General features: G+C 59.2%; 23 protein-coding genes. 14 read left to right on the top strand and 9 right to left on the bottom strand.

The window, feature by feature from the left end; genetic code table 11:
- The first annotated feature begins 5 nt into the window (after positions 1-5).
- The gene (locus KVG88_RS28575; protein WP_217873376.1) at positions 6-746 is read left to right on the top strand and encodes an SDR family oxidoreductase; all 741 of its coding nucleotides are present in this window, start codon (positions 6-8) and stop codon (positions 744-746) included.
- A gap of 138 nt (positions 747-884) precedes the next feature.
- A complete protein-coding gene (locus KVG88_RS28570) occupies positions 885-1,145 on the top strand; it encodes a hypothetical protein (RefSeq protein ID WP_150702644.1) in 261 nt (86 codons plus the stop codon).
- A 9-nt stretch (positions 1,146-1,154) separates the two neighbouring features.
- Here KVG88_RS28570 and betT read toward each other — a convergent pair whose 3' ends face one another.
- Both betT and epsC read right to left on the bottom strand, forming a co-directional pair.
- Positions 1,155-3,110: a choline transporter BetT gene (gene betT, locus KVG88_RS28565; protein WP_217873438.1), complete on the bottom strand. Its 1,956-nt coding sequence runs from the start codon at positions 3,108-3,110 to the stop codon at positions 1,155-1,157.
- A gap of 386 nt (positions 3,111-3,496) precedes the next feature.
- Positions 3,497-4,423: a serine O-acetyltransferase EpsC gene (gene epsC / locus KVG88_RS28560; protein ID WP_150702642.1), complete on the bottom strand. Its 927-nt coding sequence runs from the start codon at positions 4,421-4,423 to the stop codon at positions 3,497-3,499.
- 207 nt (positions 4,424-4,630) lie between these two features.
- On the opposite strand from epsC, the gene KVG88_RS28555 reads away from it, so the two are divergent.
- From KVG88_RS28555 to KVG88_RS28500, 12 genes are all read left to right on the top strand, one after another.
- Positions 4,631-5,623, top strand: a complete 993-nt coding sequence (locus KVG88_RS28555) for a D-cysteine desulfhydrase (protein WP_217873437.1) — start codon at positions 4,631-4,633, stop codon at positions 5,621-5,623.
- 286 nt (positions 5,624-5,909) lie between these two features.
- Complete coding sequence (gene tcyJ / locus KVG88_RS28550) at positions 5,910-6,710, top strand: cystine ABC transporter substrate-binding protein (protein ID WP_150702641.1); 801 nt, start codon at positions 5,910-5,912, stop codon at positions 6,708-6,710.
- Complete coding sequence (gene tcyL / locus KVG88_RS28545) at positions 6,710-7,375, top strand: cystine ABC transporter permease (RefSeq protein ID WP_150702640.1); 666 nt, start codon at positions 6,710-6,712, stop codon at positions 7,373-7,375. The genes tcyJ and tcyL overlap by 1 nt, the downstream gene beginning before the upstream one ends.
- Before the next feature lie 4 nt (positions 7,376-7,379).
- Entirely contained in the window at positions 7,380-8,135 is a 756-nt protein-coding gene (gene tcyN / locus KVG88_RS28540; RefSeq protein ID WP_150702639.1) for an L-cystine ABC transporter ATP-binding protein TcyN, read from the top strand.
- 454 nt (positions 8,136-8,589) lie between these two features.
- Positions 8,590-9,303, top strand: a complete 714-nt coding sequence (locus tag KVG88_RS28535; protein WP_217873375.1) for a hypothetical protein — start codon at positions 8,590-8,592, stop codon at positions 9,301-9,303.
- Between the two features lie 277 nt (positions 9,304-9,580).
- Entirely contained in the window at positions 9,581-10,822 is a 1,242-nt protein-coding gene (locus KVG88_RS28530; RefSeq protein ID WP_217873374.1) for an SfnB family sulfur acquisition oxidoreductase, read from the top strand.
- A 23-nt stretch (positions 10,823-10,845) separates the two neighbouring features.
- Complete coding sequence (locus tag KVG88_RS28525) at positions 10,846-12,039, top strand: SfnB family sulfur acquisition oxidoreductase (RefSeq protein WP_217873373.1); 1,194 nt, start codon at positions 10,846-10,848, stop codon at positions 12,037-12,039.
- Positions 12,039-13,397, top strand: a complete 1,359-nt coding sequence (locus KVG88_RS28520; RefSeq protein ID WP_150702635.1) for an LLM class flavin-dependent oxidoreductase — start codon at positions 12,039-12,041, stop codon at positions 13,395-13,397. The genes KVG88_RS28525 and KVG88_RS28520 overlap by 1 nt, the downstream gene beginning before the upstream one ends.
- A 120-nt stretch (positions 13,398-13,517) precedes the next feature.
- The gene (locus KVG88_RS28515) at positions 13,518-14,327 is read left to right on the top strand and encodes a MetQ/NlpA family ABC transporter substrate-binding protein (protein WP_150702634.1); all 810 of its coding nucleotides are present in this window, start codon (positions 13,518-13,520) and stop codon (positions 14,325-14,327) included.
- Between the two features lie 2 nt (positions 14,328-14,329).
- On the top strand, positions 14,330-15,451 hold the full coding sequence (locus tag KVG88_RS28510; protein WP_150702633.1) for a methionine ABC transporter ATP-binding protein: 1,122 nt from the start codon (positions 14,330-14,332) through the stop codon (positions 15,449-15,451).
- On the top strand, positions 15,441-16,085 hold the full coding sequence (locus tag KVG88_RS28505) for a methionine ABC transporter permease (RefSeq protein ID WP_008057629.1): 645 nt from the start codon (positions 15,441-15,443) through the stop codon (positions 16,083-16,085). The genes KVG88_RS28510 and KVG88_RS28505 overlap by 11 nt, the downstream gene beginning before the upstream one ends.
- A gap of 140 nt (positions 16,086-16,225) precedes the next feature.
- A complete protein-coding gene (locus KVG88_RS28500; protein ID WP_150702632.1) occupies positions 16,226-16,855 on the top strand; it encodes a class I SAM-dependent methyltransferase in 630 nt (209 codons plus the stop codon).
- A 102-nt stretch (positions 16,856-16,957) separates the two neighbouring features.
- Here KVG88_RS28500 and KVG88_RS28495 read toward each other — a convergent pair whose 3' ends face one another.
- The 7 genes from KVG88_RS28495 to KVG88_RS28465 form a co-directional block, all read right to left on the bottom strand.
- On the bottom strand, positions 16,958-20,011 hold the full coding sequence (locus KVG88_RS28495; RefSeq protein WP_150702631.1) for an efflux RND transporter permease subunit: 3,054 nt from the start codon (positions 20,009-20,011) through the stop codon (positions 16,958-16,960).
- Positions 20,008-21,075, bottom strand: a complete 1,068-nt coding sequence (locus tag KVG88_RS28490; protein ID WP_150702630.1) for an efflux RND transporter periplasmic adaptor subunit — start codon at positions 21,073-21,075, stop codon at positions 20,008-20,010. The genes KVG88_RS28495 and KVG88_RS28490 overlap by 4 nt, the downstream gene beginning before the upstream one ends.
- A complete protein-coding gene (locus tag KVG88_RS28485) occupies positions 21,072-22,175 on the bottom strand; it encodes an efflux RND transporter periplasmic adaptor subunit (protein ID WP_150702629.1) in 1,104 nt (367 codons plus the stop codon). The genes KVG88_RS28490 and KVG88_RS28485 overlap by 4 nt, the downstream gene beginning before the upstream one ends.
- 186 nt (positions 22,176-22,361) lie before the next feature.
- A complete protein-coding gene (locus KVG88_RS28480; RefSeq protein ID WP_150702628.1) occupies positions 22,362-23,243 on the bottom strand; it encodes a transporter substrate-binding domain-containing protein in 882 nt (293 codons plus the stop codon).
- Positions 23,240-24,022, bottom strand: a complete 783-nt coding sequence (locus KVG88_RS28475; protein WP_150702627.1) for an amino acid ABC transporter ATP-binding protein — start codon at positions 24,020-24,022, stop codon at positions 23,240-23,242. Before KVG88_RS28475 ends, KVG88_RS28480 begins: the two co-directional genes overlap by 4 nt.
- Positions 24,019-24,678 carry an amino acid ABC transporter permease gene (locus KVG88_RS28470; RefSeq protein WP_217873372.1) on the bottom strand — a complete coding sequence of 220 codons (660 nt, stop codon included), beginning with the start codon at positions 24,676-24,678 and terminating at the stop codon, positions 24,019-24,021. The genes KVG88_RS28475 and KVG88_RS28470 overlap by 4 nt, the downstream gene beginning before the upstream one ends.
- Positions 24,659-25,324: an amino acid ABC transporter permease gene (locus tag KVG88_RS28465; RefSeq protein ID WP_217873371.1), complete on the bottom strand. Its 666-nt coding sequence runs from the start codon at positions 25,322-25,324 to the stop codon at positions 24,659-24,661. Before KVG88_RS28465 ends, KVG88_RS28470 begins: the two co-directional genes overlap by 20 nt.
- Between the last annotated feature and the right edge of the window lie 507 nt (positions 25,325-25,831).

The raw sequence follows: 25,831 nt of genomic DNA, 5'->3' as shown, positions 1-25,831 counted from the left end.
TCGAAATGACTCACCAGACTCCGAAAGTTGCCCTCGTCACTGGCGCCTCCCGCGGCATCGGCGCGGTCATCGCCAAGCAACTCGCCAGCGAAGGTTTCGCCGTCGCCATCAACTACGCCAGCAGCGCCAGCGAAGCTTCGAAACTGGTGGTGGAACTGCGTCAGGCCGGGCATCAAGCCATAGCGATCAAGGCCGATGTGGCCAATGCAGACGACGTGCGGCGGATGTTCGACGAGGCCGAAACCCAGCTCGGCAAAATCGATGTGCTGGTGAATAACGCCGGCATTCTCAAGGTGCTGCCACTGGCGCAACACAGCGACGAGTTGTTCGATCAGACCTTCAACATTCATGCCCGTGGCACCTTCAACACCCTGCGCGAAGCCGCCACACGCTTGAACGACGGCGGGCGGATCATCAATTTTTCCAGCAGCACCGTCGGCCTGAACCTGCCGGGCTATGCGGTGTACATTGCCAGCAAAGCGGCGGTGGAATCGTTGACCCAGGTGTTCGCTAAGGAAATGCGCGGGCGCAACATCACCGTCAATGCGGTAGCGCCCGGGCCCGTGGCGACCGAGCTGTTTTTGCATGGCAAGAGTGAAGAGCAGATTCAGAGTTTTGCGAAGATGGCGCCGCTGGAGCGGCTGGGGCAGCCGGAGGATATTGCCCGTGTCGTGTCGTTTCTAGCCGGGCCGGATTCGGCCTGGGTCAATGGGCAGATTTTGCGGGTCAATGGCGGGTTGGTTTAACTGAGTTCACACTGAGACCGCAGTGATCTTAATCGCGAGCAGGCTCGCTCCCACAGGGATCGCGGTGATGTTGTAGGAGTGAGCCTGCTCGCGATGGCTGTTTCTAAAGCAATGCACATCTGAAGGGTGGGACTGTTCATGCACACGACGATCATCATCACCTTCGGCCTGATTCTCCTGGCGCTGATGCTCTACATTGGCGAGAAGATCGGCTTCAGCCGCCAGCTCCTGGCCTACAGCTTTATCGTGCTGTGGCTGGCGCTGACGCTGATTAACGGCGCGGTCGGTATCGTGCATGCCGGCCAGCCGCTAGGCACTGAACTGGTGGTGGGCAGCGCCGTCTTCGGAATCCCGGTGGCGGCGCTGGTGTTGTTCATGGTGATGACCACCGAAACGTGAAGCCCTCGATCACCGCACCAGATGCAAGAACTGCATGTGCCGTTCGTACTGATCGAGGATGTCGTTGATGATCTGCTCCTTGGTGTAGCCCACCAGATCGTAGTTCTGACTGCCCTCGCTCAAATGCACTTCGGCGCGGTAGTACCGACGGTTATTGAGTTCCTTGGAGCCCATGCCGCCCCGGGCAAACGACGGCGTGAAATAGCCGCGCATTTGCACCTGGTAGATAAACGGATGCTCATCGCCGTGACCGATTTCCAGGCTGACGCTGTCGTTGACCGGTTCTGGATGCGTCATGACCTTGAGGCCCTTCTCGATGAACACCGCCGAGACCTCTTCAATCGCCGGGCGCACCGTCGTATCGAGGAAGCGATACACCTCGTCCCGCGACGGGAAATGCACCGCCTGACTCAAGCGCTGACGCCAGCCACCGCGCCGTGAACCGGACACCGGCGCCAGGGAATGCAGCTGCGCGATTTGCTTTTGCGACTCCAGGTAAAACGCCTTGTGCAAGCCCCACATCATCAGCAGCAAAATCAGCGAGAACGGCAACGAGGTCAGGACCACCGCCGACTTCAACGCATCGATGCTGCCGGAGAACAGCAACGCACTGGTCACCAGCGCAGTCATCGCGCCCCAGAACACCCGCAGCCATTTCGGCCCGTCTTCATCCGGGTTGCCACCCTTGGCGGAAAGCGTCGACAGCACCACGGTGCCCGAATCGGCGGAAGTGACGAAGAACACAAAGCTGATGAACACCGTGACCGCGATGACGGTTTTGCTCCACGGGTAGGTTTCCAGCAGCAAGTAGAGGGTCATCGACGGATTGTCGATGGCCGACATGCCCAGCGCGCTCATGCCGTGGTTGAGCACTTGATCGATGGCGCTGTTGCCGAAGATCGACATCCACGCCAGGGTGAAACCCAACGGAATCAACAGCACGCCGAAGACAAATTCGCGAATGGTCCGGCCACGGGAAATCCGTGCGATGAACAGGCCCACGAACGGCGACCATGCGATCCACCAGGCCCAATAGAACACCGTCCAGCCGCCCAGCCAGTCGCTGGGTTTATCGTAGGCGTAGAGGTCGAAACTCTTCATCGGCAACGCGCCCAGATAATCACCGACGTTCTGGATCAACGTGTTGAGCAAATGCTGCGTGGGCCCGGCGAACAACACGAATAGCAGAAGCGCGCAGGCCAGCAACATGTTGATGTCGGACATCACCCGCACGCCCTTGTCGACGCCGGACACCGCGACGATGATCGCAGCGCCCATCATCAGCGTGATCAGGCCGACCTGAATCCACTGGGTGTGGGCAATGCCGAACAGGTAGTCCAGGCCGGAGTTGAGGTGCAACACACCGAAGCCCATGTCGGCACCGAGGCCGAACACCGTGGCGATGATGCCGAAGCCGTCCACAGCGTAACCGATAGGGCCGTTGATGCGTTTGCCAATCAACGGATACAGCGCCGAACGCAGGGCCAGCGGCAGGTTGTGTCGATACGCGAAGTAAGCGAGCGCCATGCCGACGAAAGCGAACACGCCCCAGCCGTGAAGACCCCAATGCAGAAAGAGAATCTGCATGGCCTGGCGCGCCGCCTCCGCCGTGCCCGCCTCGCCTTGCGGCGGCTGGAGCATGTGAGTCAGCGGTTCGGACACGCAGAAGAAGAACAACGTGATGCTGATCCCGGCGGCGAACAGCATGCCGGCCCAGGACAGGTAACTGAATTCGGGCTCGTCGTGGTCGGCACCGAGTTTGATCTTGCCGTAGCCCGATAACGCGGTGACCACCACGAAGACCAGATACAGGGTCATCGCCAACATGTAGTACCAGCCGACCGTGTTGGCCGCCCAGTTTTGTGCGGCCAGCAACCAGGCACCGGCCTGCTCGGGCATGGCAATGACCACGACACCGAACAACAGAATGAAACTCGCCGCAAAGTAGAACACTGGCGGGTTCATGCGGACGAGGCCGCTGGGAGGAAGGGATGATGCACTCATGAACGGTGCACCTCGAAGAGGTCAATCGTGGCTGTAGAAATCGGACTCAGCAAAGGCAAGCCTCCTGTTGTGAGCGGGCAGCGAACCACCGGTTTAACTTGAATGAACGTTCAAGTTAAACATGAATAGGGGGCTAAGGACTAATCGCAGGGCTGGGCGGTCGCTTTCTTACGCTAGCTCAAGGAGGGGTATAACGCGGCGGGAATTGGGGATTTCTGTAGGAGCTGCCGCAGGCTGCGATCTTTTGACTTTGGCTTTGGCTTTGCAGTGCCCTTGAAAAGATCGCAGCCTCGTTTCACTCGACAGCTCCTACAGCTCCTACAGTTGGCGCATCGGTTGATCTGGCCTTACTTCTGCGCCCCATCATCCAGCTGCAAATTCGCCTGGGTCAGGTTGCTGCCCGCCGGTACGCTGCGGGTCAGCCAGACGTTACCGCCGATGGTCGAACCCTGGCCGATGGTGATGCGCCCCAGGATGGTTGCACCGGCGTAAATCACCACGTCATCCTCGACGATCGGATGCCGCGCCTGGCCCTTCTGCAACTGACCATCTTCGTCCGCAGGGAAACGCTTGGCGCCCAGCGTCACGGCCTGATAAATCCGTACGCGCTCGCCGATGATCGCGGTCTCGCCGATCACCACACCCGTCCCGTGATCGATGAAGAAACTGCGGCCGATCTGCGCGCCCGGGTGGATGTCGATACCCGTCGCCGAGTGAGCGATTTCCGCACTGATCCGCGCCAGCAACGGCAAACCTGCGCGGTACAAATGGTGGGCCAGACGATGGTGAATCACTGCCAGAATTCCCGGGTAGCACAGCAGTACTTCATCGACACTGCGAGCCGCCGGGTCACCGTGATAGGCCGCCAGCACGTCGGTGTCCAACAGGCTGCGCAACCCGGGCAGGGCCAGGGCGAAATCCTGAATGATCTGAATGGTCTTGGCTTCGACCTCCGTATCGGCCTCGGCGCTGTGGCGGGCCGCATACCGCAGTTCGAGTCGCGCTTGTGCCAGCAAGGCATTCAGCGCGACATCCAGGGTGTGGCCGACGTAGAAGTCTTCACTCTCTTCGCGCAAGTCCACCGGCCCCAGACGCATCGGAAACAGCGCGCCGCACAGCGCTTCGAGAATGTCCGCCATGGCCGCCCGGGACGGTAACTCTCGGCCACCCTGCTCGCCGCTGACGCGGCCGTTTTGTGCACGCCACTGGTCACGTGCCGTGCGCAGCTGACTGACGATGGTCTGCAATTGCCAATGGCTGGAACGCTCACTCACGGTAAAAAACTCCTCACGGAGCGGCCGGACGGTCGGGCCGCGTCAACGGCGATTACTTTACGGCAACGGTCGTGGCGCAAATTAAGAACCAATTGTGCTGTGTTAAGCACTTTCAGCTATAAGTGATTGTCGGTTGCCCCGACAAATACGCGTGCCTATAGTCCTGACATCATTCACCGCCAGTACGGAACCATGTCCAATCAAGAGTTGATCAAACAACAGCTTGCCCGCTTTAACCGCCTCGACCTGCTTGGTCAGCCCACCTCCCTGGAAAAACTCGAACGGCTGTCGACCTGGCTTGGTCGCGATGTGTACGTCAAACGCGATGACCTTACGCCACTGGCAATGGGCGGCAACAAGCTGCGCAAACTCGAATACCTCGCTGCCGATGCCCTCGCCCAGGGTGCCGACACCTTGATCACGGCCGGTGCCTTGCAATCGAACCACGTGCGCCAGACAGCGGCCATTGCCGCCAAGCTCGGGCTCGGTTGCGTTGCCTTACTGGAAAACCCTTTGGGCACCGACGACGCCAACTATGTCGGCAACGGCAATCGGTTGTTGCTGGACTTGTTCGATACCAAGGTCGAACTCGTGGAGAATCTGGACAACGCAGACGAGCAGTTGGAAGCATTGGCCGCTCGCCTGCGCAACAATGGTAAAAAACCGTACCTGGTACCGATTGGTGGCTCCAACGCATTGGGCGCTTTGGGTTATGTCCGCGCAGGCCTGGAATTGGCCGAGCAGATCAAAGACACCGGCCTGAAGTTCGCCGCCGTGCTCCTGGCCTCAGGCAGCGCCGGAACCCACAGTGGTCTGGCACTGGCGTTGAGCGAAGCACTGCCGCAGTTGCCCGTCATTGGTGTGACGGTGTCGCGCAGCGATGAAGACCAGCGACCGAAGGTGCAAGGTCTGGCCGAACGCACCGCAGAATTGCTGGGCGTGAGCCTGCCCGAGAGCTTCAAGGTCGAATTGTGGGACGAATATTTCGCGCCGCGTTACGGCGAGCCGAATGCCGGGACGCTGGCGGCGGTAAAACTGCTGGCCAGTCAGGAAGGACTGCTGCTTGACCCGGTCTACACTGGCAAAGCCATGGCGGGGTTGCTGGACGGGATTGGACGCCAGCGCTTCGACGAGGGGCCGATCATTTTCCTGCACACCGGTGGGGCGCCGGCGTTGTTTGCCTACAAAGATTTCCTGTAAAGATCAAAAGATCGCAGCCTGCGGCAGCTCCTACTGGAGCTTGCCGATGCTTGTAGGAGCTGCCGCAGGCTGCGATCTTTTCAGAGCCTATTTCTTATTCGTAAATTGCATAACAAAAATAGAATTTATTATTTTCTAATCTAATAACGCCATCATATAGTCACGCCGCAGGCGAATTTGCAGCGAGACGCATACGCTGCTTTAGGGCAGGATATCGCAGTCGTCCAATTCCCGAATTTGCCAACTTTCCTAAAGCGTCTTCCATAAGAAAACACAGGGGCTTGTCATGAATTTTTCCGCACTACGTCGAAATCTGCTGGTGGGTTCGCTGGGCCTGGCACTGAGCGCCGGCCTGATCGGCCAAGCCGTTGCCGGTGAGCAACTGCAACAAATCAAGGACAAGGGCGTCATTAACGTCGGCCTGGAAGGCACCTACCCACCGTTCAGTTTCGTCGACGCCGACGGCAAACTGTCCGGCTTCGAAGTCGAGTTCTCCGAAGCGCTGGCCAAAGAGCTGGGTGTGAAGGTCAAACTGCAACCGACCAAATGGGACGGCATCCTCGCAGCGCTGGAATCCAAGCGTCTGGACGCCGTGATCAACCAGGTGACCATCTCCGAAGAGCGCAAGAAGAAGTATGACTTCTCCGAGCCGTACACCGTTTCCGGGATTCAGGCGCTGGTGCTGACCAAAAAAGCCGCCGAGCTGAACATCAAGTCCGCTGCCGATCTGGGTGGCAAGAAAGTCGGCGTGGGCCTGGGCACCAACTACGAACAGTGGGTCAAAGCCAACGTGCCGACCGCTGATGTGCGCACCTACGAAGATGATCCGACCAAGTTCCAGGACCTGCGTGTCGGCCGTATCGACGCCATCTTGATCGACCGTCTGGCCGCGCTGGAATACGCCAAGAAAGCCAAGGACACCACCGCTGCAGGTGAAGCGTTCTCCCGTCAGGAAGCCGGTATTGCATTGCGCAAAGGCGAGCCCGAACTGCTGGCTGCGGTGAACAAGGCGATCGACAAACTGCGCGCCGATGGCACCCTGAAAAAGCTCTCGGAAAAATACTTCAACGCTGACGTCACTCAATAATGGAAGAAGCTTTTCAACTCGCACTGGATTCCGCGCCCTTTTTGCTCAAGGGCGCGTACTACACGGTGATCTTGAGCCTGGGCGGGATGTTCTTCGGCCTGGTGATGGGCTTCGGCCTGGCGCTGATGCGCCTGTCGCGCTTCAAGCTGGTGAGCTGGATCGCCCGTATCTACGTGTCGTTCTTTCGCGGCACGCCGTTGCTGGTGCAACTGTTCGTGATCTATTACGGCTTGCCGCAATTGGGTCTGGAGCTTGATCCGCTGCCGGCCGCCCTGATCGGCTTCTCGCTGAACATGGCGGCCTATGCCTGTGAAATTCTGCGTGCCGCGATCAGCTCGATCGAACGCGGCCAATGGGAAGCGGCTGCCAGTATCGGCATGACCCGCGCACAGACCTTGCGTCGGGCCATCCTGCCGCAGGCGATGCGCACGGCATTGCCGCCGCTGGGCAACAGCTTTATTTCGCTGGTCAAGGACACCGCACTGGCGGCCACCATCCAGGTGCCGGAGCTGTTCCGTCAGGCGCAGTTGATCACCGCCCGCACCTTCGAAATTTTCACCATGTACCTTGCCGCCGCGCTGATCTACTGGGTTCTGGCCACGGTGCTTTCGCACCTGCAGAACAAGCTGGAAGAGCGGGTCAATCGGCACGATCAGGAGTCCTGACCCCATGATTGTCGTGGAAAAACTGACAAAGCAGTTCAAGGGTCAAGTCGTGCTCAACGGCATCGATCTGCAAGTGAAGGAAGGTGAGGTCGTGGCGATCATCGGGCCAAGCGGCTCGGGCAAGACCACGTTCCTGCGTTGCCTGAATTTTCTGGAAGAACCCACCAGCGGCCGGATCAAGGTCGGCGATATCGAGATCGATACCAGCCGCCCGTTGAACCAGCAGCAGGGCCTGGTGCGTAACCTGCGCCAGCACGTGGGCTTCGTGTTCCAGAACTTCAACCTGTTCCCCCATCGCACTGCCCTGGAAAACGTCATTGAAGGCCCGATCATCGTCAAGAAGATCCCGCCTGCTGATGCCATCGCCTTGGGCAAAAAACTGTTGGCCAAGGTTGGCCTGGCGGGCAAGGAAGACGCTTACCCGCGCCGTCTCTCGGGCGGCCAGCAACAGCGCGTGGCGATTGCCCGGGCGCTGGCGATGGAACCGGAAGTGATCCTGTTCGATGAACCGACCTCGGCGCTCGACCCGGAGCTGGTGGGCGAAGTGCTGGCGACGATCCGCGGCCTGGCCGAAGAGAATCGCACCATGGTCATCGTGACCCACGAAATGGCTTTCGCCCGTGACGTGGCCAACCGTGTGGTGTTTTTCGACAAGGGTGTGATCGTCGAACAAGGCGAAGCGAAGGCACTGTTTGCCAATCCGAAAGAAGAACGTACGAAACAGTTCCTCAGCAAGTTCCTGAACAACTCACACAACTAATACGCCCCCAGCGAAACCGTTAACTTCCACGGATGGAAGTTACACATCTCTTTACTGACTCCACCCCCCTAAAAAACGCTAGTTTATTTTCAGCCTACCAAGGCGGTATATATTTATATCTCGCAACAAACCTGCTCTGTCAATTCATCAGGATTACCCAATCAACTGTTGCTCTCCCACTTTTCACACCTTGAACATTCATCACCCGTATTCATGGGCATTTTCTACGCACGCGTAGCGTTTATTAACTTAAAAGCGTAGGAACTTTCTGAATCGAGTCATATTCCACCCCCAACTAACAAACGCCATTGACACTGATCCAGTCGAACTCTTATCTAGTCTCCAACACCTTCACCCCAACATCTAAATCAAAAAAAACTTATTGTTTTCACTCACACTTCACGGCTCTATTTTTCAGAAACGGATTTCGCTGCAATAACGTCAAGGAGACTCCATGAAAAGCACTTCGAACCCGCCCGTCCTCGCGGCCCCTACTCTGGCGCAATCCCACAAAAACGACATCAACATCACCTCGGCCGCGCACCTGCTGATCGACGTCCCGCCCTACCCCGACATGGACAACGGCGATCTGATCGAACTGTTCTGGGACAACTGCTACGTCGCCTCCCGAGTGCTGACGAACGATGAGGTGGGGCGCTCCGTTCAGTTGCGGGTACCGGAGAGCTTTATCGCCAATGGCTCTTCTCGTGTTCACTACCGCATCATGCAAATCGGTCAGGGGCCGGCGATATCGGCTGCCAGGCGCGTGCAGGTCAAGCTCGATTGCCCCGGTGGCCAGCCGTCTGACTTGTGCGGCGACGAAAATCAGGGCCTGGCGCCCGTGAGTCTTCCGGAAACGATTCGCCGCCAGGGTGTGAACCCCAACCAGATCAAGCGCGGGGTGCCGCTGACCATCGAGCCCTACCTGAACATGGCCGCCGACGACGAAATCACCCTGCGCTGGGGCGATGTGCGCATGGACCTGCCAACCCTGAAAGCTTGCGAGGTGGGCCAACCAATCCACGTCTGGGTGCCGCCGGCGGTCATCGTCGAGGCCGGCGAAGACCTGCGGCTGGAGGTGACTTATTGCATCCTTGATCGCGTGGGCAATAACTCACGCTGGGCGCCTGCACGCACGTTGAAGATCGGTTGTCGCAAAACACCCTGAACGATGAGTGCCTCCTGTAGCAGCGGGCGAAGCTTGCGTCTGTTGCTACACAAACAGTTGTTGCTCTGCGCACAGTAGCCCTTCTATATATATTCCTAAAAGTTAGTTCATTACTTATTTATAAACGCTTAGGGTATATGCACCGGACCACCGGACCTTCTTGTTTTCGTTCGCCGCACAACGGCGTTTCCATGAGATGTGAGGTAGGTATGGTCCGGAACACAATCACCCCAGTGCAGATCGCCAGGGCATTGCGTGCAGCCAAGGAGTGGCGCTGATGTCCAGTCTGGCAGATGCAATCGTTCAGAGTGATCTGGACATCGCCCCACTGTTGTTGCCCGCGCAAGTGCTGCGCAACGACGCACAAGCCATCAAGGCCGCTCATGAGCTGGCGCAAGCCGCCCGCCTGCAAGCGGCCAAACGCGACCAGCAGCGTAAGTTGCCGTGGTCGGAAATCGAACATTTTACCCGCAGCGGTCTGGGCAGCATTGCCGTCCCGCGCGAGTACGGTGGCCCTCAGGTTTCATTCGTTACCCTGGCCGAGGTGTTCGCGATCATTTCCGCGGCAGACCCGGCACTCGGGCAGATCCCGCAGAACCAGTTCGGCATCCTCAACCTGGTGCTGGGCAGTGCCACCGAAGCGCAGAAAAAACAGCTGTTCAAAAGCGTGCTCGATGGCTGGCGCATCGGTAATGCCGGACCGGAGCGCGGCACAAAAAACACGTTGGACCTCAAGGCGCGCATCACCGCCGATGGCGATGGTTTTGTGCTTAACGGGCAGAAGTTCTATTCCACCGGCGCGCTGTTCGCGCATTGGGTCGCGGTCAAAGCGCTCAATGACGACGGCAAACAGGTCCTGGCCTTCGTGCGTCGCGGAACGCCGGGGCTGCGCATCGTTGATGACTGGTCCGGCTTCGGTCAGCGCACCACCGCCAGCGGTACGATTTTGCTCAACAACGTGCGGGTCGATGCCGAGCTGGTGGTGGACAACTGGAAGATCAACGACAAGCCCAATACCCAAGGTGCGGTCTCGCAACTGATCCAGGCCGCCATCGACGCCGGTATCGCCCGGGGCGCGATCGACGATGCCATCGACTTCGTGAAAAAACGTGCCCGACCCTGGATCGATGCCAATGTCGAACGAGCCAGCGATGACCTCTACGTGATCGCCGATATCGGCAAGCTGAAGATTGAACTGCACGCCGCCGAAGCCCTGCTGCGCAAGGCCGGGCAGGTGCTCGATCAGGTCAGCGCCGCGCCGCTCACCGCCGAGTCCGCCGCCCGCGCTTCGATTGCGGTGGCCGAAGCCAAAGTGCTGACCACCGAAATCTCGCTGTTGGCCAGCGAAAAGCTCTTCGAGCTGGCCGGCAGCCGCGCCACCCTCGCCGAATTCAACCTGGATCGCCACTGGCGCAACGCCCGCGTGCACACCCTGCACGACCCGGTGCGCTGGAAGTATCACGCCGTGGGCGCCTACCACTTGAACGGCACCGTACCGGCTCGCCATTCCTGGATCTGACGACCAGACATCTGGAGAAATACATGACAAGTTCTCACCACGTCGCGGTCCTAACCAGCGATGAGCAAGCCCTGATTGTCGCCAGCGATCTGGCCGAAGATTTCAAACGCGACAGCGCCCTGCGCGATCGTGAACGCCGCTTGCCGCACCCTGAGCTGGAAGTGTTTTCCCGTTCGGGCCTGTGGGGCATCAGCGTGCCGAAAGAATACGGTGGCGCGGGCGTTTCCAACGTCACCCTGGCCAAGGTCATTGCCTTGATTGCGCAGGCCGACGGTTCGCTAGGGCAAATCCCGCAGAACCATTTTTATGCCTTGGAAGTGCTGCGAGTTAACGGCAGCCCCGAGCAAAAAAAACGCCTGTACGCCGAAGTGTTGGACGGCCAGCGTTTCGGCAATGCACTCGCCGAACTCGGTACAAAAACCGCCCATGACCGCGTCACCCGCCTGACTCGCGACGGCAGCGGTTATCGCATCAACGGTCGTAAGTTCTACGCCACGGGCGCGATTTACGCCCAGCGCATCCCGACCTCGGTAATCGATGAAAACGGCGTGCAGCAACTGGCATTCGTACCACGCACCAGCAAAGGCCTGACCGTCATCGACGACTGGAGCGGCTTCGGCCAGCGCACCACCGGCAGCGGTTCGGTGGTGTTCGAAGATGTCTTCGTCGCCGCCGAAGATGTGATCCCTTTCCAGAGCGCGTTCGAGCGCCCGACACCGGTTGGCCCGCTGGCGCAGATTCTCCACGCCGCCATCGACACCGGCATCGCCCGCGCCGCCTATGAAGATGCGCTGCATTTTGTGCGCACCAAGACCCGGCCGTGGATCGACGCGACCCATGAGAAAGCCATTGATGATCCGTTGACCCTCAAGAGCTTCGGCCACTTGAGCATTCGTCTGCACGCCGCCGAAGCGCTGCTCGAACGCGCCGGTGAGTTCCTCGACAAGGCCCAGGCTGACACCAACGCCGAGACCGTCGCGGCGGCCTCGATTGCCATCGCAGAGGCCCGCGCCATCAGCACCGAAATCTCCCTCGCGGCCGGCAGCACTCTGTTTGAACTGGCCGGCAGCCAGGCAACCCTGATCGAGCATGGCCTCGATCGCCATTGGCGCAACGCCCGCGTGCACACCCTGCACGACCCGGTGCGCTGGAAGTATCACGCGGTCGGCAACTACTACCTCAACGATGAAAATCCTCCGCTGCGGGGGACCATTTGATGAGCGTTGCGAAAAAGAAAATCCTGCTCAACGCGTTCAACATGAACTGCATCGGGCACATCAACCATGGTCTGTGGACGCATCCGCGTGACACATCGACCCAGTACAAAACCATCGAATACTGGACCGAGCTGGCACAGTTGCTTGAGCGTGGCCTGTTCGACGGGTTGTTCATCGCCGACATCGTTGGCGTTTACGACGTCTACCAGAACTCGGTGGACGTGCCGCTCAAAGAATCGATTCAACTGCCGGTCAACGATCCGCTATTGCTGGTTTCAGCCATGGCAGCGGTGACGAAAAACCTCGGTTTCGGTCTCACCGCCAACCTCACCTACGAACCGCCGTACCTGTTCGCCCGACGCATGTCGACGCTGGACCATCTGAGCCGTGGCCGGGTGGGCTGGAACATCGTCACCGGCTACCTCGACAGCGCCGCCAAAGCCATGGGTCTGAGCGAACAGGTCGAGCATGACCGTCGCTACGACCAGGCCGACGAGTACCTGGCAGTGCTCTACAAACTCTGGGAAGGCAGCTGGGAAAACGGTGCGGTGCTGAACGACCCGCAGCAGCGGATCTACGCGCAGCCGGAGAAAGTGCACAAGGTGGAGCACAAGGGCGAGTTCTATCAGGTCGAGGGTTATCACCTGTGTGAGCCATCGCCACAACGTACGCCGGTGCTGTTCCAGGCGGGTAGTTCGGATCGCGGCTTGCTGTTCGCCGGCCGGCATGCCGAGTGCGTATTCATCAGCGGCCAGACCAAGGCATCGACCAAGGTGCAAGTGGACAAGGTCCGCGCCAGTGCCGTTAACGCCGGACGCAATCCCGAGGACATCAAGGTGTTCATGGGCCTGAACGTGATCGTCGGCGCCACCGAAGAGCTGGCGTGGGCCAAGCACGCCGAATACCTGAGCTACGCCAGCGCCGAGGCCGGTGTGGCGCATTTCTCGGCCTCTACGGGGATCGATTTTTCCGAGTACGCCATCGACGAGCCGATTCAGTACGTGAAAAGCAACGCGATCCAGTCCGCCACCAAAAACCTGCAAAACAACGACTGGACCCGGCGCAAATTACTGGAACAACACGCCCTCGGCGGACGCTACATCACGGTGGTTGGCTCGCCGCAACAGGTGGCCGATGAGCTGGAGTCGTGGATCGCCGAGACCGGGCTGGATGGCTTCAACCTGACCCGAATCGTCACGCCGGAAAGCTATGTGGATTTCATCGATCTGGTGATTCCGGAGCTGCAACGGCGCGGGTCGTACAAGACTGCTTATGACGATGGCAGCTTGCGGCAAAAGCTGTTTCGCGACGGGGCGCATTTGCCTGCGCAACATACCGGTTCGGCTTACCGCCGCTAAAAGCATCGCTAGCAGGCTAGCTCCCACATTTGGAATGCATTCCCACTGTGGGAGCCAGCCTGCTGGCGATGAGGCCCGCCCGAACACCAAAAATCTTATGCACTGACTGGAAAAACCATTATGAAAAAGAACTACCTCTCTCACCCAGTCAAAGCACTGGCCCTGGCGCTCGGCCTCTTCAGTTCGGTAACCTTCGCCGCCGACGCGCCCCTGAAAATCGGCACCACCGCCGCCTTCGCCATCCCGCTGGAAGCGGCCGTCGAAGAAGCAGGGAAACAAGGCTTGAAAGTCGAACTGGTTGAATTCAGCGACTGGATCGCACCGAACGTCAGCCTCGCTTCCGGCGACATCGACGTGAACTACTTCCAGCACATTCCCTTCCTGGAAAACGCCAAGGCTGCCGCCGGTTTTGACCTGGTGCCGTTCGCACCGGGGATCATCAACAACGTTGGCCTCTACTCGAAGAAATACAAAAGCTTCGACGAACTGCCAGAAGGCGCCAGCGTCGCCATTGCCAACGACCCGATCAACAGCGGTCGTGGTTTGCAGCTGCTGGCCAAGTCCGGTTTGATCACTCTCAAACCCGGCGTCGGTTACAAAGCCACCGAAGAAGACATCATCGCCAACCCGAAGAAAATCAAGATTCTGCAGGTTGAAGCCGTGCAACTGGTACGCGCTTACGACGACGCCGATCTGGTTCAGGGCTACCCGGCCTACATTCGTCTGTCGAAGACCTTTGATGCCGGTTCCGCACTGCTGTTCGACGGCCTCGATCACAAGGAATACGTGATTCAGTTCGTGATCCAGCCGAAGAGCAAAACCGACCCGCGCCTGATCAAATTCGTCGATATTTATCAGCACTCGCCAGCCGTGCGCGCCGCACTGGATAAAGCCCACGGCAAGCTCTACCAAGCCGGTTGGGAGAGCTGAGCATGACTGCCGCGATTCAACGGCGACTGGAAACTCCAGAGCCCCAAAGCGCCGAGCGCACGCAGCTGTACCCCGAGCTGAATAACGCCCACGTGCGATTCGTCGGCCTGGGTAAAACCTACGATGGCAAACAAGGCCCGGTCGCCGCCCTGCACGGCATTGATCTGGCGATCCAGCGCGGTGAAGTGTTCGGCATCATCGGCCGCAGCGGCGCGGGTAAATCCTCGCTGATCCGCACCATCAACCGTCTGGAACAACCGACGTCGGGGCGGGTGCTGATCGATCAGGTCGACATCGGCGAGTTCGATGAGGACCGCCTGGTAGCGCTGCGGCGGCGCATCGGCATGATCTTTCAGCACTTCAACCTGATGTCGGCCAAAACCGTTTGGCAGAACGTTGAATTGCCGCTGAAAGTCGCCGGTGTGCCCAAGGAACAACGCGATCAGAAAGTCCGCGAACTGCTGGAACTGGTGGGCTTGCAAGCCAAGCACAAGGCCTATCCGGCGCAGCTGTCCGGTGGCCAGAAACAGCGTGTCGGCATTGCCCGCGCTCTGGTGCACGACCCGGCGATTCTGCTCTGCGACGAGGCCACGTCGGCGCTGGACCCGGAGACCACGCAATCGATCCTCGGCCTGTTGCGCGAGATCAATCAGCGCCTGGGCTTGACCATCATCCTGATCACCCACGAGATGGCGGTCATCCGCGAAATCTGCGATCGCGTCGTGGTCCTCGAACACGGTCGAATCGTCGAGCAAGGACCGGTGTGGGAAGTGTTCGGCAACCCGCAACACGAGGTCAGCAAGACCTTGCTCGCGCCGTTGCAGCACGCCCTTCCGCCGGAGCTGCAAAATCGTTTGCAGCCACAACCGCGGACCTCGGACGACGCAGTGGTGCTGCGCCTGCAATTCACCGGAACGGCCCAGGCCGAACCGGACCTGGCGGCGCTCTTCGGCGCCCTCGGTGGCCGCGTACGCTTGCTGCAAGGTGGCGTGGAGCGGATTCAGGGCCACGCGCTTGGACAACTGCTGCTGGCGGTGACGGGATCGTCGCTGAGTGCCGAAGATCTGCGGCAACGCGCCGGCAACTGGGCGCAACAAGCGGAGGTGCTGGGCTATGTGGTTTGATCGCCTGCTGCAGGGTTTTATCGACACGTTCTTGATGGTCGGCGTGTCGTCGTTGATTGCGCTGCTGGCGGGCATTCCGCTGGCGGTGATCCTGGTCACCAGCTCCAAGGGCGGCATCTACGAAGCCCCGGCACTGAACCGCGCATTGGGTGCGTTCGTGAACCTGTTCCGCTCGATCCCGTTCCTGATTCTGATGGTGGCGCTGATTCCGTTCACCCGCTTGATCGTCGGCACCACGTACGGTGTGTGGGCCGCCGTGGTGCCACTGACCATCGCGGCTACGCCGTTCTTTGCGCGTATTGCCGAAGTGAGTCTGCGCGAAGTCGACCACGGCTTGATCGAAGCCGCGCAAGCCATGGGTTGCCGCCGCGGGCATATCGTTTGGCATGTGCTGTTGCCGGAAGCGCTGCCGGGGATTGTCGGCGGGTTCACCATCACCTTGGTCACTATGATCAATTCGTCGGCCATGGCCGGGGCGATTGGTGCAGGTGGGCTGGGGGATATTGCTTACCGGTACGGCTATCAGCGTTTTGACAGCCAGATCATGTTGACGGTGATTGTGTTGCTGGTGGCGTTGGTGGCGGTGATTCAACTGGGCGGCGATCGGTTGGCGCGAGGACTGAACAAACGCTAGGCGAAGATCAAAAGATCGCAGCCTTCGGCAGCTCCTACATTGGCAATACGATCCCCTGTAGGAGCTGCCGAAGGCTGCGATCTTTTAAAGCGCGAAAGCGCTTATAGTTTGCGCATCTCCTTTTTTCTGCGCAGCCGACCATGAAACAAACCTCCGACGACCTCGAAAAAATCACCGCCACCACCCTCGGTCACTACAACTCGGTGGCCGAAGGCTTTCGCGAAGGCACCCGTGATCACGATGTCAGCCAGAACATCGACGCGCTGTTGCGGCACATTCAAGGGACGGCGCCGTTCGACATTCTCGATTTCGGCTGCGGGCCAGGTCGCGATCTGCAGACGTTCACCCGCATGGGCCACAAGGCCGTTGGCCTCGACGGTTCGGAAAAGTTTGCGCAGATGGCCCGTGACGACAGTGGTTGCGAAGTCTGGCAACAGGACTTCCTGAAACTCGATCTGCCAGCCGAGCGTTTCGACGGGATTTTCGCCAATGCCGTGCTGTTCCACATCCCGCGCCAGGAGTTGCCTCGGGTGTTGCAACAATTGCGCTCGGCGCTGAAACCGGGAGGCGTGTTGTTCAGTTCCAATCCCCGTGGCGAGAACCAGGAAGGCTGGAACGGACCGCGATATGGGGCGTATCACGACCTTCAGGCGTGGCAGCAGTTGTTGACCGAAGCGGGATTTGAGGAGCTCGAACATTACTACCGACCGGCGGGGCTGCCACGGGAGCAGCAGCCTTGGTTGGCGAGTGTCTGGCGTCGCATTGACTGAAAAAAATCAAAAAGATCGCAGCCTGCGGCAGCTCCTACATAGAGCCGGTTTTCACACCGTTTTTGTAGGAGCTGCCGCAGGCTGCGATCTTCTATTTTCCAGTCAGACCGCCTCTTTCTTCGGCTCGCGAATCTTGTACCAGGCCACATACAGCGCCGGCAAAAACAGCAGTGTCAGCAGCGTGGCGACAATGATCCCGCCAATCATCGCGTAAGCCATCGGCCCCCAGAACACTTCCCGGGCAATCGGGATCATGCCCAGGCTCGCCGCCGCGGCGGTCAGCAGGATCGGTCGCCGACGGTGTTCGGTGGCTTCCACCACGGCGTCCCATTGTGAAGACCCTTCGGCCACGAACGCGTCGATCTGGGTCACCAGAATCACCGAGTTGCGGATGATGATGCCGATCAGCGCCAGGATGCCGAGGATCGCGACGAAGCCCATCGGCGTTCCCGTCGGCACCAGCGCCAGCACCACGCCGATCAGGCCCAGCGGCGCGACGCTGGCCACCAGGAACATCTTCTGCACGCTGTGCAGTTGAATCATCAGGAAGGTGGCCATCAGGAACACCATCAACGGGATGACCTTGTTGATCGGCCCCTGGGCCTTGGCGCTCTCCTCCACCGTACCGCCCGTGGCGACCTTGTAGCCCGCCGGCAATGCTGCAGCGAATTGGTCGATGTCCGGCTTGAGCAGTTTCACCAGATCGGTGGGCTGAATTTCACCGATCACCGCCGTCTTGATGGTAATCGTCGGTTTACGATCGCGACGCCACACCAGCGGTTGCTCGAGTTCGTAGCGTACGGAGGCAAACGCAAGCAATGGAATCGAGGTGCCGCCCGGGGTGAGAATCTGCAGGTTCTGCAGGGTTTCCGGCGAACCCCGTTCGGCGTCTACGGCGCGACCCACCACGTTAATCAGGTAGATATCGTCGTCGACCTGAGTCACCGTCGAACCACTGACGATGCTGTTCATCAGGTTCGCCACGTCTTCGGACGACAAACCGAGTTGGCGGGCCTTGTCCTGGGCAATATCGATGCGCAGCACCTTGCCCGGCTCGTTCCAGTCGAAAATGATTTCGCCGATGTGCGGGTTCTTGTCCAACTGGCTGGCCAGATCGATGGCGTGCTTGCGCACCTGATCGATGTCCGGGCCGCTGACACGGTACTGGATCGGCCGGCCGACAGGCGGGCCCATTTCCAGCGCCTGGACGAAACTGCCGATACCGACGAAATCCTTGCGCAGACGTTCACGCAGGCGATCGCTGAGGGCTGCGCGGGTCTCGAAGTCTTTGGCGACGATCACCAGTTGCGCGTAGTAAGGGTTCTGCAGTTGCTGGTCGAGAGGCAGGTAAAAACGAATCGCCCCCTGGCCGACGTAAGTACTCCAGCGCACGATATCCGGGTCACCCTTGAGCGTCGCTTCGAGCTTGTCCACGGCCTTGCGGGTTTCATCGATCGAGGCGTTTTGCGGCAGGTTCAGGTCCACGAGGATTTCCGGGCGGTCCGAGGCCGGAAAGAACTGGTTCTGCACAAAGCGCATACCGACAACCGACAGCGCGAACAGCAGGATGGTGAGGCCAATCGCCCACCAGCGGTTGCGCATGCTCCACAACAGGCCGCTATTGAACGCCCGCCCCAGACGCCCGGGTTCGGCCGCATGCGGCTTCACATTGACGCTGAGGATGTGCACGCCGATGACCGGGGCGAACAGCACCGCCACCACCCACGAAACCAACATGGCCACGGCGATTACCGCAAACAGGGTGAAGGTGTATTCACCGGCCGAGCTGCCATTGAGGCCAATCGGCACGAAACCTGCGACTGTTACCAGCGTGCCTGTGAGCATCGGGAAAGCGGTCGAGGTATAGGCAAAGGTCGCCGCCTGCTCCTTGGTATCGCCCAACTCCAGACGTGAAACCATCATCTCGACCGTGATCATCGCGTCATCCACCAGCAGCCCCAGTGCGATGATCAACGCGCCGAGGGAAATCCGCTGCATGGTGATGCCGCTGTATTCCATGAACACGAACACCATCGCCAGCACCAGCGGAATCGAACACGCCACCACCAGGCCGGCGCGCACACCGAGGCTGATGAAGCTGACCACCAACACGATCACCACGGCTTCAAACAAGGCACTGGTGAATCCGCCAACAGCAGCTTCCACCACGACGGACTGATCGGAGACGTTGTGTACACCGACGCCCACTGGCAGGTTCGCAGTGAGCTCGCTGATACGTTGGTGTAGAGCCTTGCCGAACTCCTGGATGTTGCCGCCGGTTTGCATGGCAATGGCCAGGCCGATGGCCTGTTGGCCATTGAAACGGAATTCCGGGGTCGACGGGTCGACGTAGCCACGACGAATGTCGGCAATGTCGGCCAAGCGATAAAAGCGATCATTGAGTCGCAGATTGACGTTGGCCAGGTCCTTCTCGGAGATGAACTGCCCGGATGTGCGCACCGAGATTCGCTCGGGACCGGCTTCGATCACCCCTGCCGGCGTCACGGCGTTCTGCGCTTGCAGGCTCTGAACTACCTGTTGCTCATCGATGCCCAGCGCCGCCAGTTTGCGGGTCGAGAAATTCAGGTACAGGACTTCGTCCTGCTGCCCGACCATTTCGATCTTGCCCAATCCCGGCACGCCACGAATGTCGGCACGGGCCTGTTCGACGTAGTCGCGCAACTGGCGCAACGTCAGGCCGTCGGCGGTAAAGGCATAGATCGAACCGAACACATCACCGAATTCGTCGTTGAACGACGGTCCCTGGATGCCTTGGGGAAACGAGTAGCGAATGTCGCCGATTTTCTTGCGCACCTGGTACCAGATTTCCGGAATGTCCTTGGCCTTGGTGGTGTCGCGCAAGTAAACGTACACCGTGGACTCACCGGGGCGGGTGTAGCTTTTCACGTAGTCGAGCGAGTCGAGTTCTTCGAGTTTTTTCTCGATTCGGTCAGTGACCTGCTTGAGGGTTTCCTCCTGGGTCGCACCCGGCCAGCGGGTCTGGATCACCATGGTCTTGATAGTGAATGAAGGGTCTTCCTCGCGGCCCAGGTTCAAGTACGAGAACACGCCCATCAGCAACGCGACGAACATCAAATACCAGACAAACGACTGATGTTTGAGCGCCCATTCGGATAAGTTGAAACTCCCTTTCATTGTGGGCTGCCCTCATCTACTTTCACTTTCTGCCCCGGTTTGAGGCTGTTCACACCCGCGCTGACAATCCGCTCGCCGGTTTTCACGCCACTGGCCACGACCACCGTAGTGTCCGTACGGCTGACGATGCTGACATCGCGGGGAGATACGGTTTGTGACTGCGTATCGACGATCCAGATGCGCGGTTTGCCCTCAACCTCCTGCAATGCGCTCAGAGGCAGTTCGATTTGCGGCTTGATCGCCGAACTCAAGGTCACGCTGATCGCCGAGCCCAGACGAAACGCGGTGGGCGTTTCGCTCAGGGTCAGGCGCGCACGGCGGGTACGGGTGGCGCTTTCTGCCTGGGGTTCGATTTCACGGATGATGGCCGTGGTGTTGATTTCCGGGGTCAGTTGCAAGGCAACTTGGAACACCACGTCCTGGGGCAACTGATCGACCAGGGTGTCCGGCAGATCGATCACCGCTTCCTTGATGTCCGGTTGTGCCAGGGTGACCACTTGCTGGCCTGCAGTGACGACTTGCCCAGCCTCGGCCATCCACGCGGTGACCACCGCTTTGTGATCGGCGCGCAGTTCCACGTAGTTCAGTTGATCCTTGGCCTGGTTGACTGCCGCCTGGGCCTGGTCAAGGGAAGCCTGGGTGGTTTTCAGGTCAGTTTGTGCGGCATCGAGTTGCGCTTGGGAGCCTACGCCTTGATCGAACAGGCTCTGCTGTCGCCGCGCGGTGGCCTGGGCATTGATCAGATTCGCCCGGATACTCGCCAGATCGCCTTCTGCGGAACGCAACTGGTTTTTCTGATCGGTAGGATCCAGCGAGGCAAGCAAGGCGCCCTTTTCGACTTCCGCGCCGACATCGACGCTACGGCTGGCGATGCGTCCCGGCACACGGAAACCGACGTTGCTTTCATAACGGGCCTGGATGCTCCCCGCGAAGCGGCCGAGGTTTTGTTCACCCAGCGCTTCGACCTTGATCGACAACACCGGACGGACCGGTTCCGGTGCTGCTTCCTCTTTCGAACAGGCCACCAGCATCACACTGGCGAACACCAGTAACAGATGCTTCATGGTTGACTCTCCGCGGCCAATTCCTTGTAGGTGTTTTCAGCGATTTCCACGGCCACACCGGGGTGCAGCAACTGGCCGCCGGCAATGACGACTTTTTCGCCACCTTTGAGGCCATCGCTGATGATGACTTTACCGGTCAGGTAGCGGCCAACGGTGACGGTATGCAGCTGCGCCTTGCCTTCGCCGTCCACCAGCCACACGGCCGGGTCGCTGACTTTCTTGGTCAACGCCGACCATGGCAATTCCACCGCGGATTTACCCCGGGTATTGGCACTGGCACTCACCACCGAGCCCAGTTGCATGCCCGGTGGCAAGCTGTCGAGGGTGACTTTGACCTGTACGGTGCCGGTCTGCTCGGAGACCGCCGGGGTGATTTCCCGGACGGTGCCAGTGGTTTTGATCGCCGGATTGTCGAGCAGGCTGACCACGACGGCTTTGTCCGATGGCGGTTCGGCCAGCAGCGACTCATAGACATTGAACACCGCATCGCGCTCACCGTCCTGGGCCAGGCTGAAGATCGGCACCGTGGCCTGAACCACTTGCCCGACTTCTGCCTGGCGCTTAGTGATCACGCCCGGCGCATCGGAAATCAACGCGGTGTAACTCAGTTGTTCACGGGCATTGGCCAACTGCGCCTGGGCCGCCGCCAGCGAGCTTTGACTGCTGCGCAATGCAGCCTGGGCAGAGTCATACTCGCTTTGGCTGGTATAGCCCTTGGGCAACAGTTTTTGCTGACGCACGAATGATGCGGCGTTCTGTTTGACCTTGGCCTGTTCGGCGACGACTTGAGCCTGCGCCGAGTCGACATTGGTTTGCAGATCCTTGGGATCAAGCTTGGCAAGGACTTGCCGGGCAGAAATCCGGTCACCGACATCGACCGTACGCTGGATGATCTTTCCGCTCACGCGAAAAGACAGTTCGGTCTGCACCCGGGCCTGCACATCGCCGGTCAAGGTGATGTTGGCGGCATATTCGGCAGGTTTGACTTCTTGGACGAAAACCCGTGGCCGGGCCTTCTCAATCGGTGCTTGTTCATCACACGCGGTCAGCAAAGCCAGGAGGCTCAAGCCGATCGCGATTTTCATTCCAGGACCAGCCATGCAGACTCCTTTGCGTTATGCGAGCGCAATACGTCTGTCAGCTTAGAACAGGGTTTCAAACGCGCACACTGCGCGGCGTCAAATAAGCAACGAAATTGCGTGGTGTTCGCTGAAAAGATCGCAGCCTGATGCGGCGCCCGCAGGATCTGCCGCAGGCTGCGATCTTTTACCGGGTATTGACCAAAATCATCCCTGCCACTTGCCACCCTCGACAATCACGCTCTCAGGCTTGGTGTCATCGCTCAGCTCTTTACGCACATATTGGTCATACAGCTTGAGCAGATACTTCTCTTCCCCGAGCTTCGCCAACTCGGCATTCACCCAGTCACGCAGTTCGATGTTGCCCTTCTTCACCGCCGGCGCAATCGGCGCTTCAGCGCCCAGGGTCTGGCTCAGCACGCGGTAGCCAGGGTTTTGCTTGGCCCAGCTGAACAGCACCAGATTATCTTGCGCATAGGCATCGCCACGCCCATTGGCGAGCGCTTGCAGGGACTCGGAGTTCTTCTCGAACTTGAGCAGTTTCCAGTCCGGGTGATTCTTGGTCAGCCAGATGTCGGCCGTGGTGCCGGTGGTCACGATGGTGGTGCGGGTCGCCAGGTCATCAAGGTTTTTTACTTCGCTGTTTTGCGGCACCAGTGCCTGCACTGCGACCTTGAGGTTCGGGTTGGTGAATTCCACCGCTTCCTTGCGCTCCGGGGTCACGGTCATGTTGGCCAGGATCAGGTCGACCTTGTCGCTTTGCAGGAAGGGAATCCTACTGGCCGGTTCCACGGCGACAAACTCGACCTTGTTTTCATCCCCGAGCAAATCTTTGGCGAATTGCCGAGCGATATCGGTATCGAAACCGACGTAGCGCCCGGCCTCGTTGACGAAACCGAACGGCGGCTTGTCGGTGAAGACGCCCACGATCAACTTATCCCGTGCCTTGATTTTTTCCAGGTAGCCGGCCGGTGCAGCGCTTTCGCTGGCGACTTTGGGCTTGGGCGGTTCTTCGGTTTTGTTGCACCCGGCGAGCAACGCCAGGCCCAGCAGAGGCAGTAGCAAGAGTGAAGACTTGGCAGTTTTCATAGCAGTTCCAGTTCCTTTGTTTGAGTCGTTTTGGGTAGTGCGGCGACGTAGGAGAACTTCTCCAGGAACTGCTGCGCTCGTGCGGTTTGCGGGTTCGTAAAGAAAATCTCGGGAGGGTTTTGTTCGAGGATGCGCCCGGCATCCATAAACACGATGCGATCGGCCACGGCGCGGGCGAAGGCCATTTCGTGAGTGACGATCAACAGGGTCATGCCCTCGCGGGCCAGGCCCTGGATAACTTCCAGTACCTCCTTGACCATTTCCGGGTCAAGGGCAGCGGTGACTTCATCGAAGAGCATCACCTTGGGATTCATGCACAGCGAACGGACGATGGCGATGCGTTGTTGTTGGCCGCCAGAGAGCTGACGCGGGAAGGCATCTCGCTTGTCCGACAGGCCAACACGTTCAAGTAATGCCTCTGCCTGGGCTCGCGCTTCGTGGCGTTCTCGCTTCTGCACCTTGAGCGGACCTAGTAGCAGGTTGTCGAGCACGCTCATGTGCGGGAACAGGTGATAACTCTGGAACACCATGCCGATCTGCTGCCGCACTTCACGCCAGTCGGTGGTCTTTTCCAACAACTCTCGGCCGGTAAATTTCAGGCTGCCGCTGTGGGCGACTTCCAGGCCATTGAGGCAACGCAGCAAGGTGCTTTTGCCGCAGCCGCTGGGGCCGAGAATGACGATGACTTCGCCCGGCTTAACGCTCAGGTCGATCTCTTTGAGTACCTGATGCTCACCGAAAAACTTGTTGAAACCCTTGAACTCGATCAATGCGCTCATGCTTGCGTCCAGCGCCGTTCCAACACGCGCGAAGCGGCCGACAACGGGTAGCAAATGAAAAAGAAAAACAGGAACAGAGCGCCGTAGATCAGCACCGATTCATAGGTGCGTTCGATGATCTGCTGACCGACCTTGATCACGTCTACCACACCGATCAACACTGCCAGGGAACTGGTCTTGATGATGCGCGTGTAGACGTTGATGGTCGGCGGCGTCATGCGTTTCAACGCTTGCGGCAACAACACGTAACCGTAGAGTTGCGGGCCATTCAGGCCGATCGACAAACCGGCCTCACGCTGCCCCCGTGGCAACGAATGCAGCGCGCCACGAACCACTTCACCGACCTCGCTGGCACCCCATAGCGACAGCACCAACACGGCGCACCAGAAGCTCGGAATGCTCAGGCCAAAAAAGATCGGCAGCGCAAAGAACAACAGGTACAGCCAGACCAGCACCGGGATCGCCCGGAACAGCTCCAGGTACACCCGCAAGAATGCATTCAGCCACCGCACATTCAGCGTGGTCAGCACACCGTAGAGCAAACCGCCCAAGGTGCTGATGACGATGCTCAGAAAGGAAATCGACAGGGTTTGCGCAGCGCCTTTGCCCAGTTGCGGCAACGACACCCACAACAACTCAAGACCCGAACTGGCCATGTTGTAGCCTCCTTTCCAGGCGACTGAGCAGCAGCGACAGCGGCAAGAACAGCAGCACGCAAATCAGCGTCAGCACGGCGAGCATTTCGTAGGTTTTGTAATAGAGCGCGATGTAGCTCTTGGTGGTGTAGAGAATTTCCGGCACCGCCACTGCCGAGACCACGGTGGTTTCTTTGAGCAGGAATATGAAATTGGCAAACAGCGACGGCAAACTGAGGATGCCGGCCTGCGGCAGAATCACGAAACGCAGCAACTGTCCGTGGGACAGACCGATGGAGCGGCCGGATTCCAGTTGCGCCTCGGGCACCGCTTCCACGCCCGCACGCAGCACCTCGGTGAGGTACGCACCGCCCAGGAACGTCATGGTGATGATCGCGGCGGCAAAACCCGAGACCTTGATCCCGAGCGCGGGCAAGGCGAAGTAAACGAAGAACAGTTGAATCAACAGCGGCGTGTTGCGCGCCAGTTCAACGTAGAGCCCCACCAGCCTGCGCAGGTAAGGCGTACGAAATACCAGAATGGTCGCGTTGACGATGGCCACCAGCAATGAGGTGCCGATGGCGATAAATCCGACCTGCAGCGTAACGCCCACAGCCTTGAGAAACGCCGGTAGGGTGCTAAGGATAAAAGCGTAATCGAAGTTCATTGAACATCCTGGACGTCGCTCGGTAAGCGACGGTGGCGCAGTCCTTGGGACGTGGGTAACGGCCCAGCAAGCGCCAACTCTAAAGGCATAAGAACCAGAATTTAAATACCGTTAAAGCATATTGATATCACGCAAAAAACTACCCTGCGGCATTTGCCGAGGCGGCGTAAGACGTCTATTTTCCTTTGCGCCGTAGGAAGGATCTTTTTTTCGAATTGCCCCTCCAAGGACGGACCGCTTTTGGCCAGACTCCCCGGCCGATCACTCACAAGGAAGAGAAAATGGCAGACGTAAAAGTGCCCCCGCCGATGAATCCGCAGGACATCGTCAAATTGCTGGTGGCGTTGCGCAGGGCATTGAAGGCCAGGGTGGCGTGAAACCGTGAACAAAAAGATCGCAGCCTTCGGCAGCGCCTACAGAGTGATGAGTACACCTGTAGGAGCTGCCGGAGGCTGCGATCTTTTGCTTTTGCGGGGCAATAAAAAACGCCGACGCTGTATCAGCCGT

Source organism: Pseudomonas azerbaijanoccidentalis (assembly GCF_019145495.1).
GTDB classification, from domain to species: domain Bacteria; phylum Pseudomonadota; class Gammaproteobacteria; order Pseudomonadales; family Pseudomonadaceae; genus Aquipseudomonas; species Aquipseudomonas azerbaijanoccidentalis.
The sequence above is the reverse complement of the archived record's forward strand: the minus strand, read 5'-3'. Positions and strand labels throughout refer to the sequence as shown.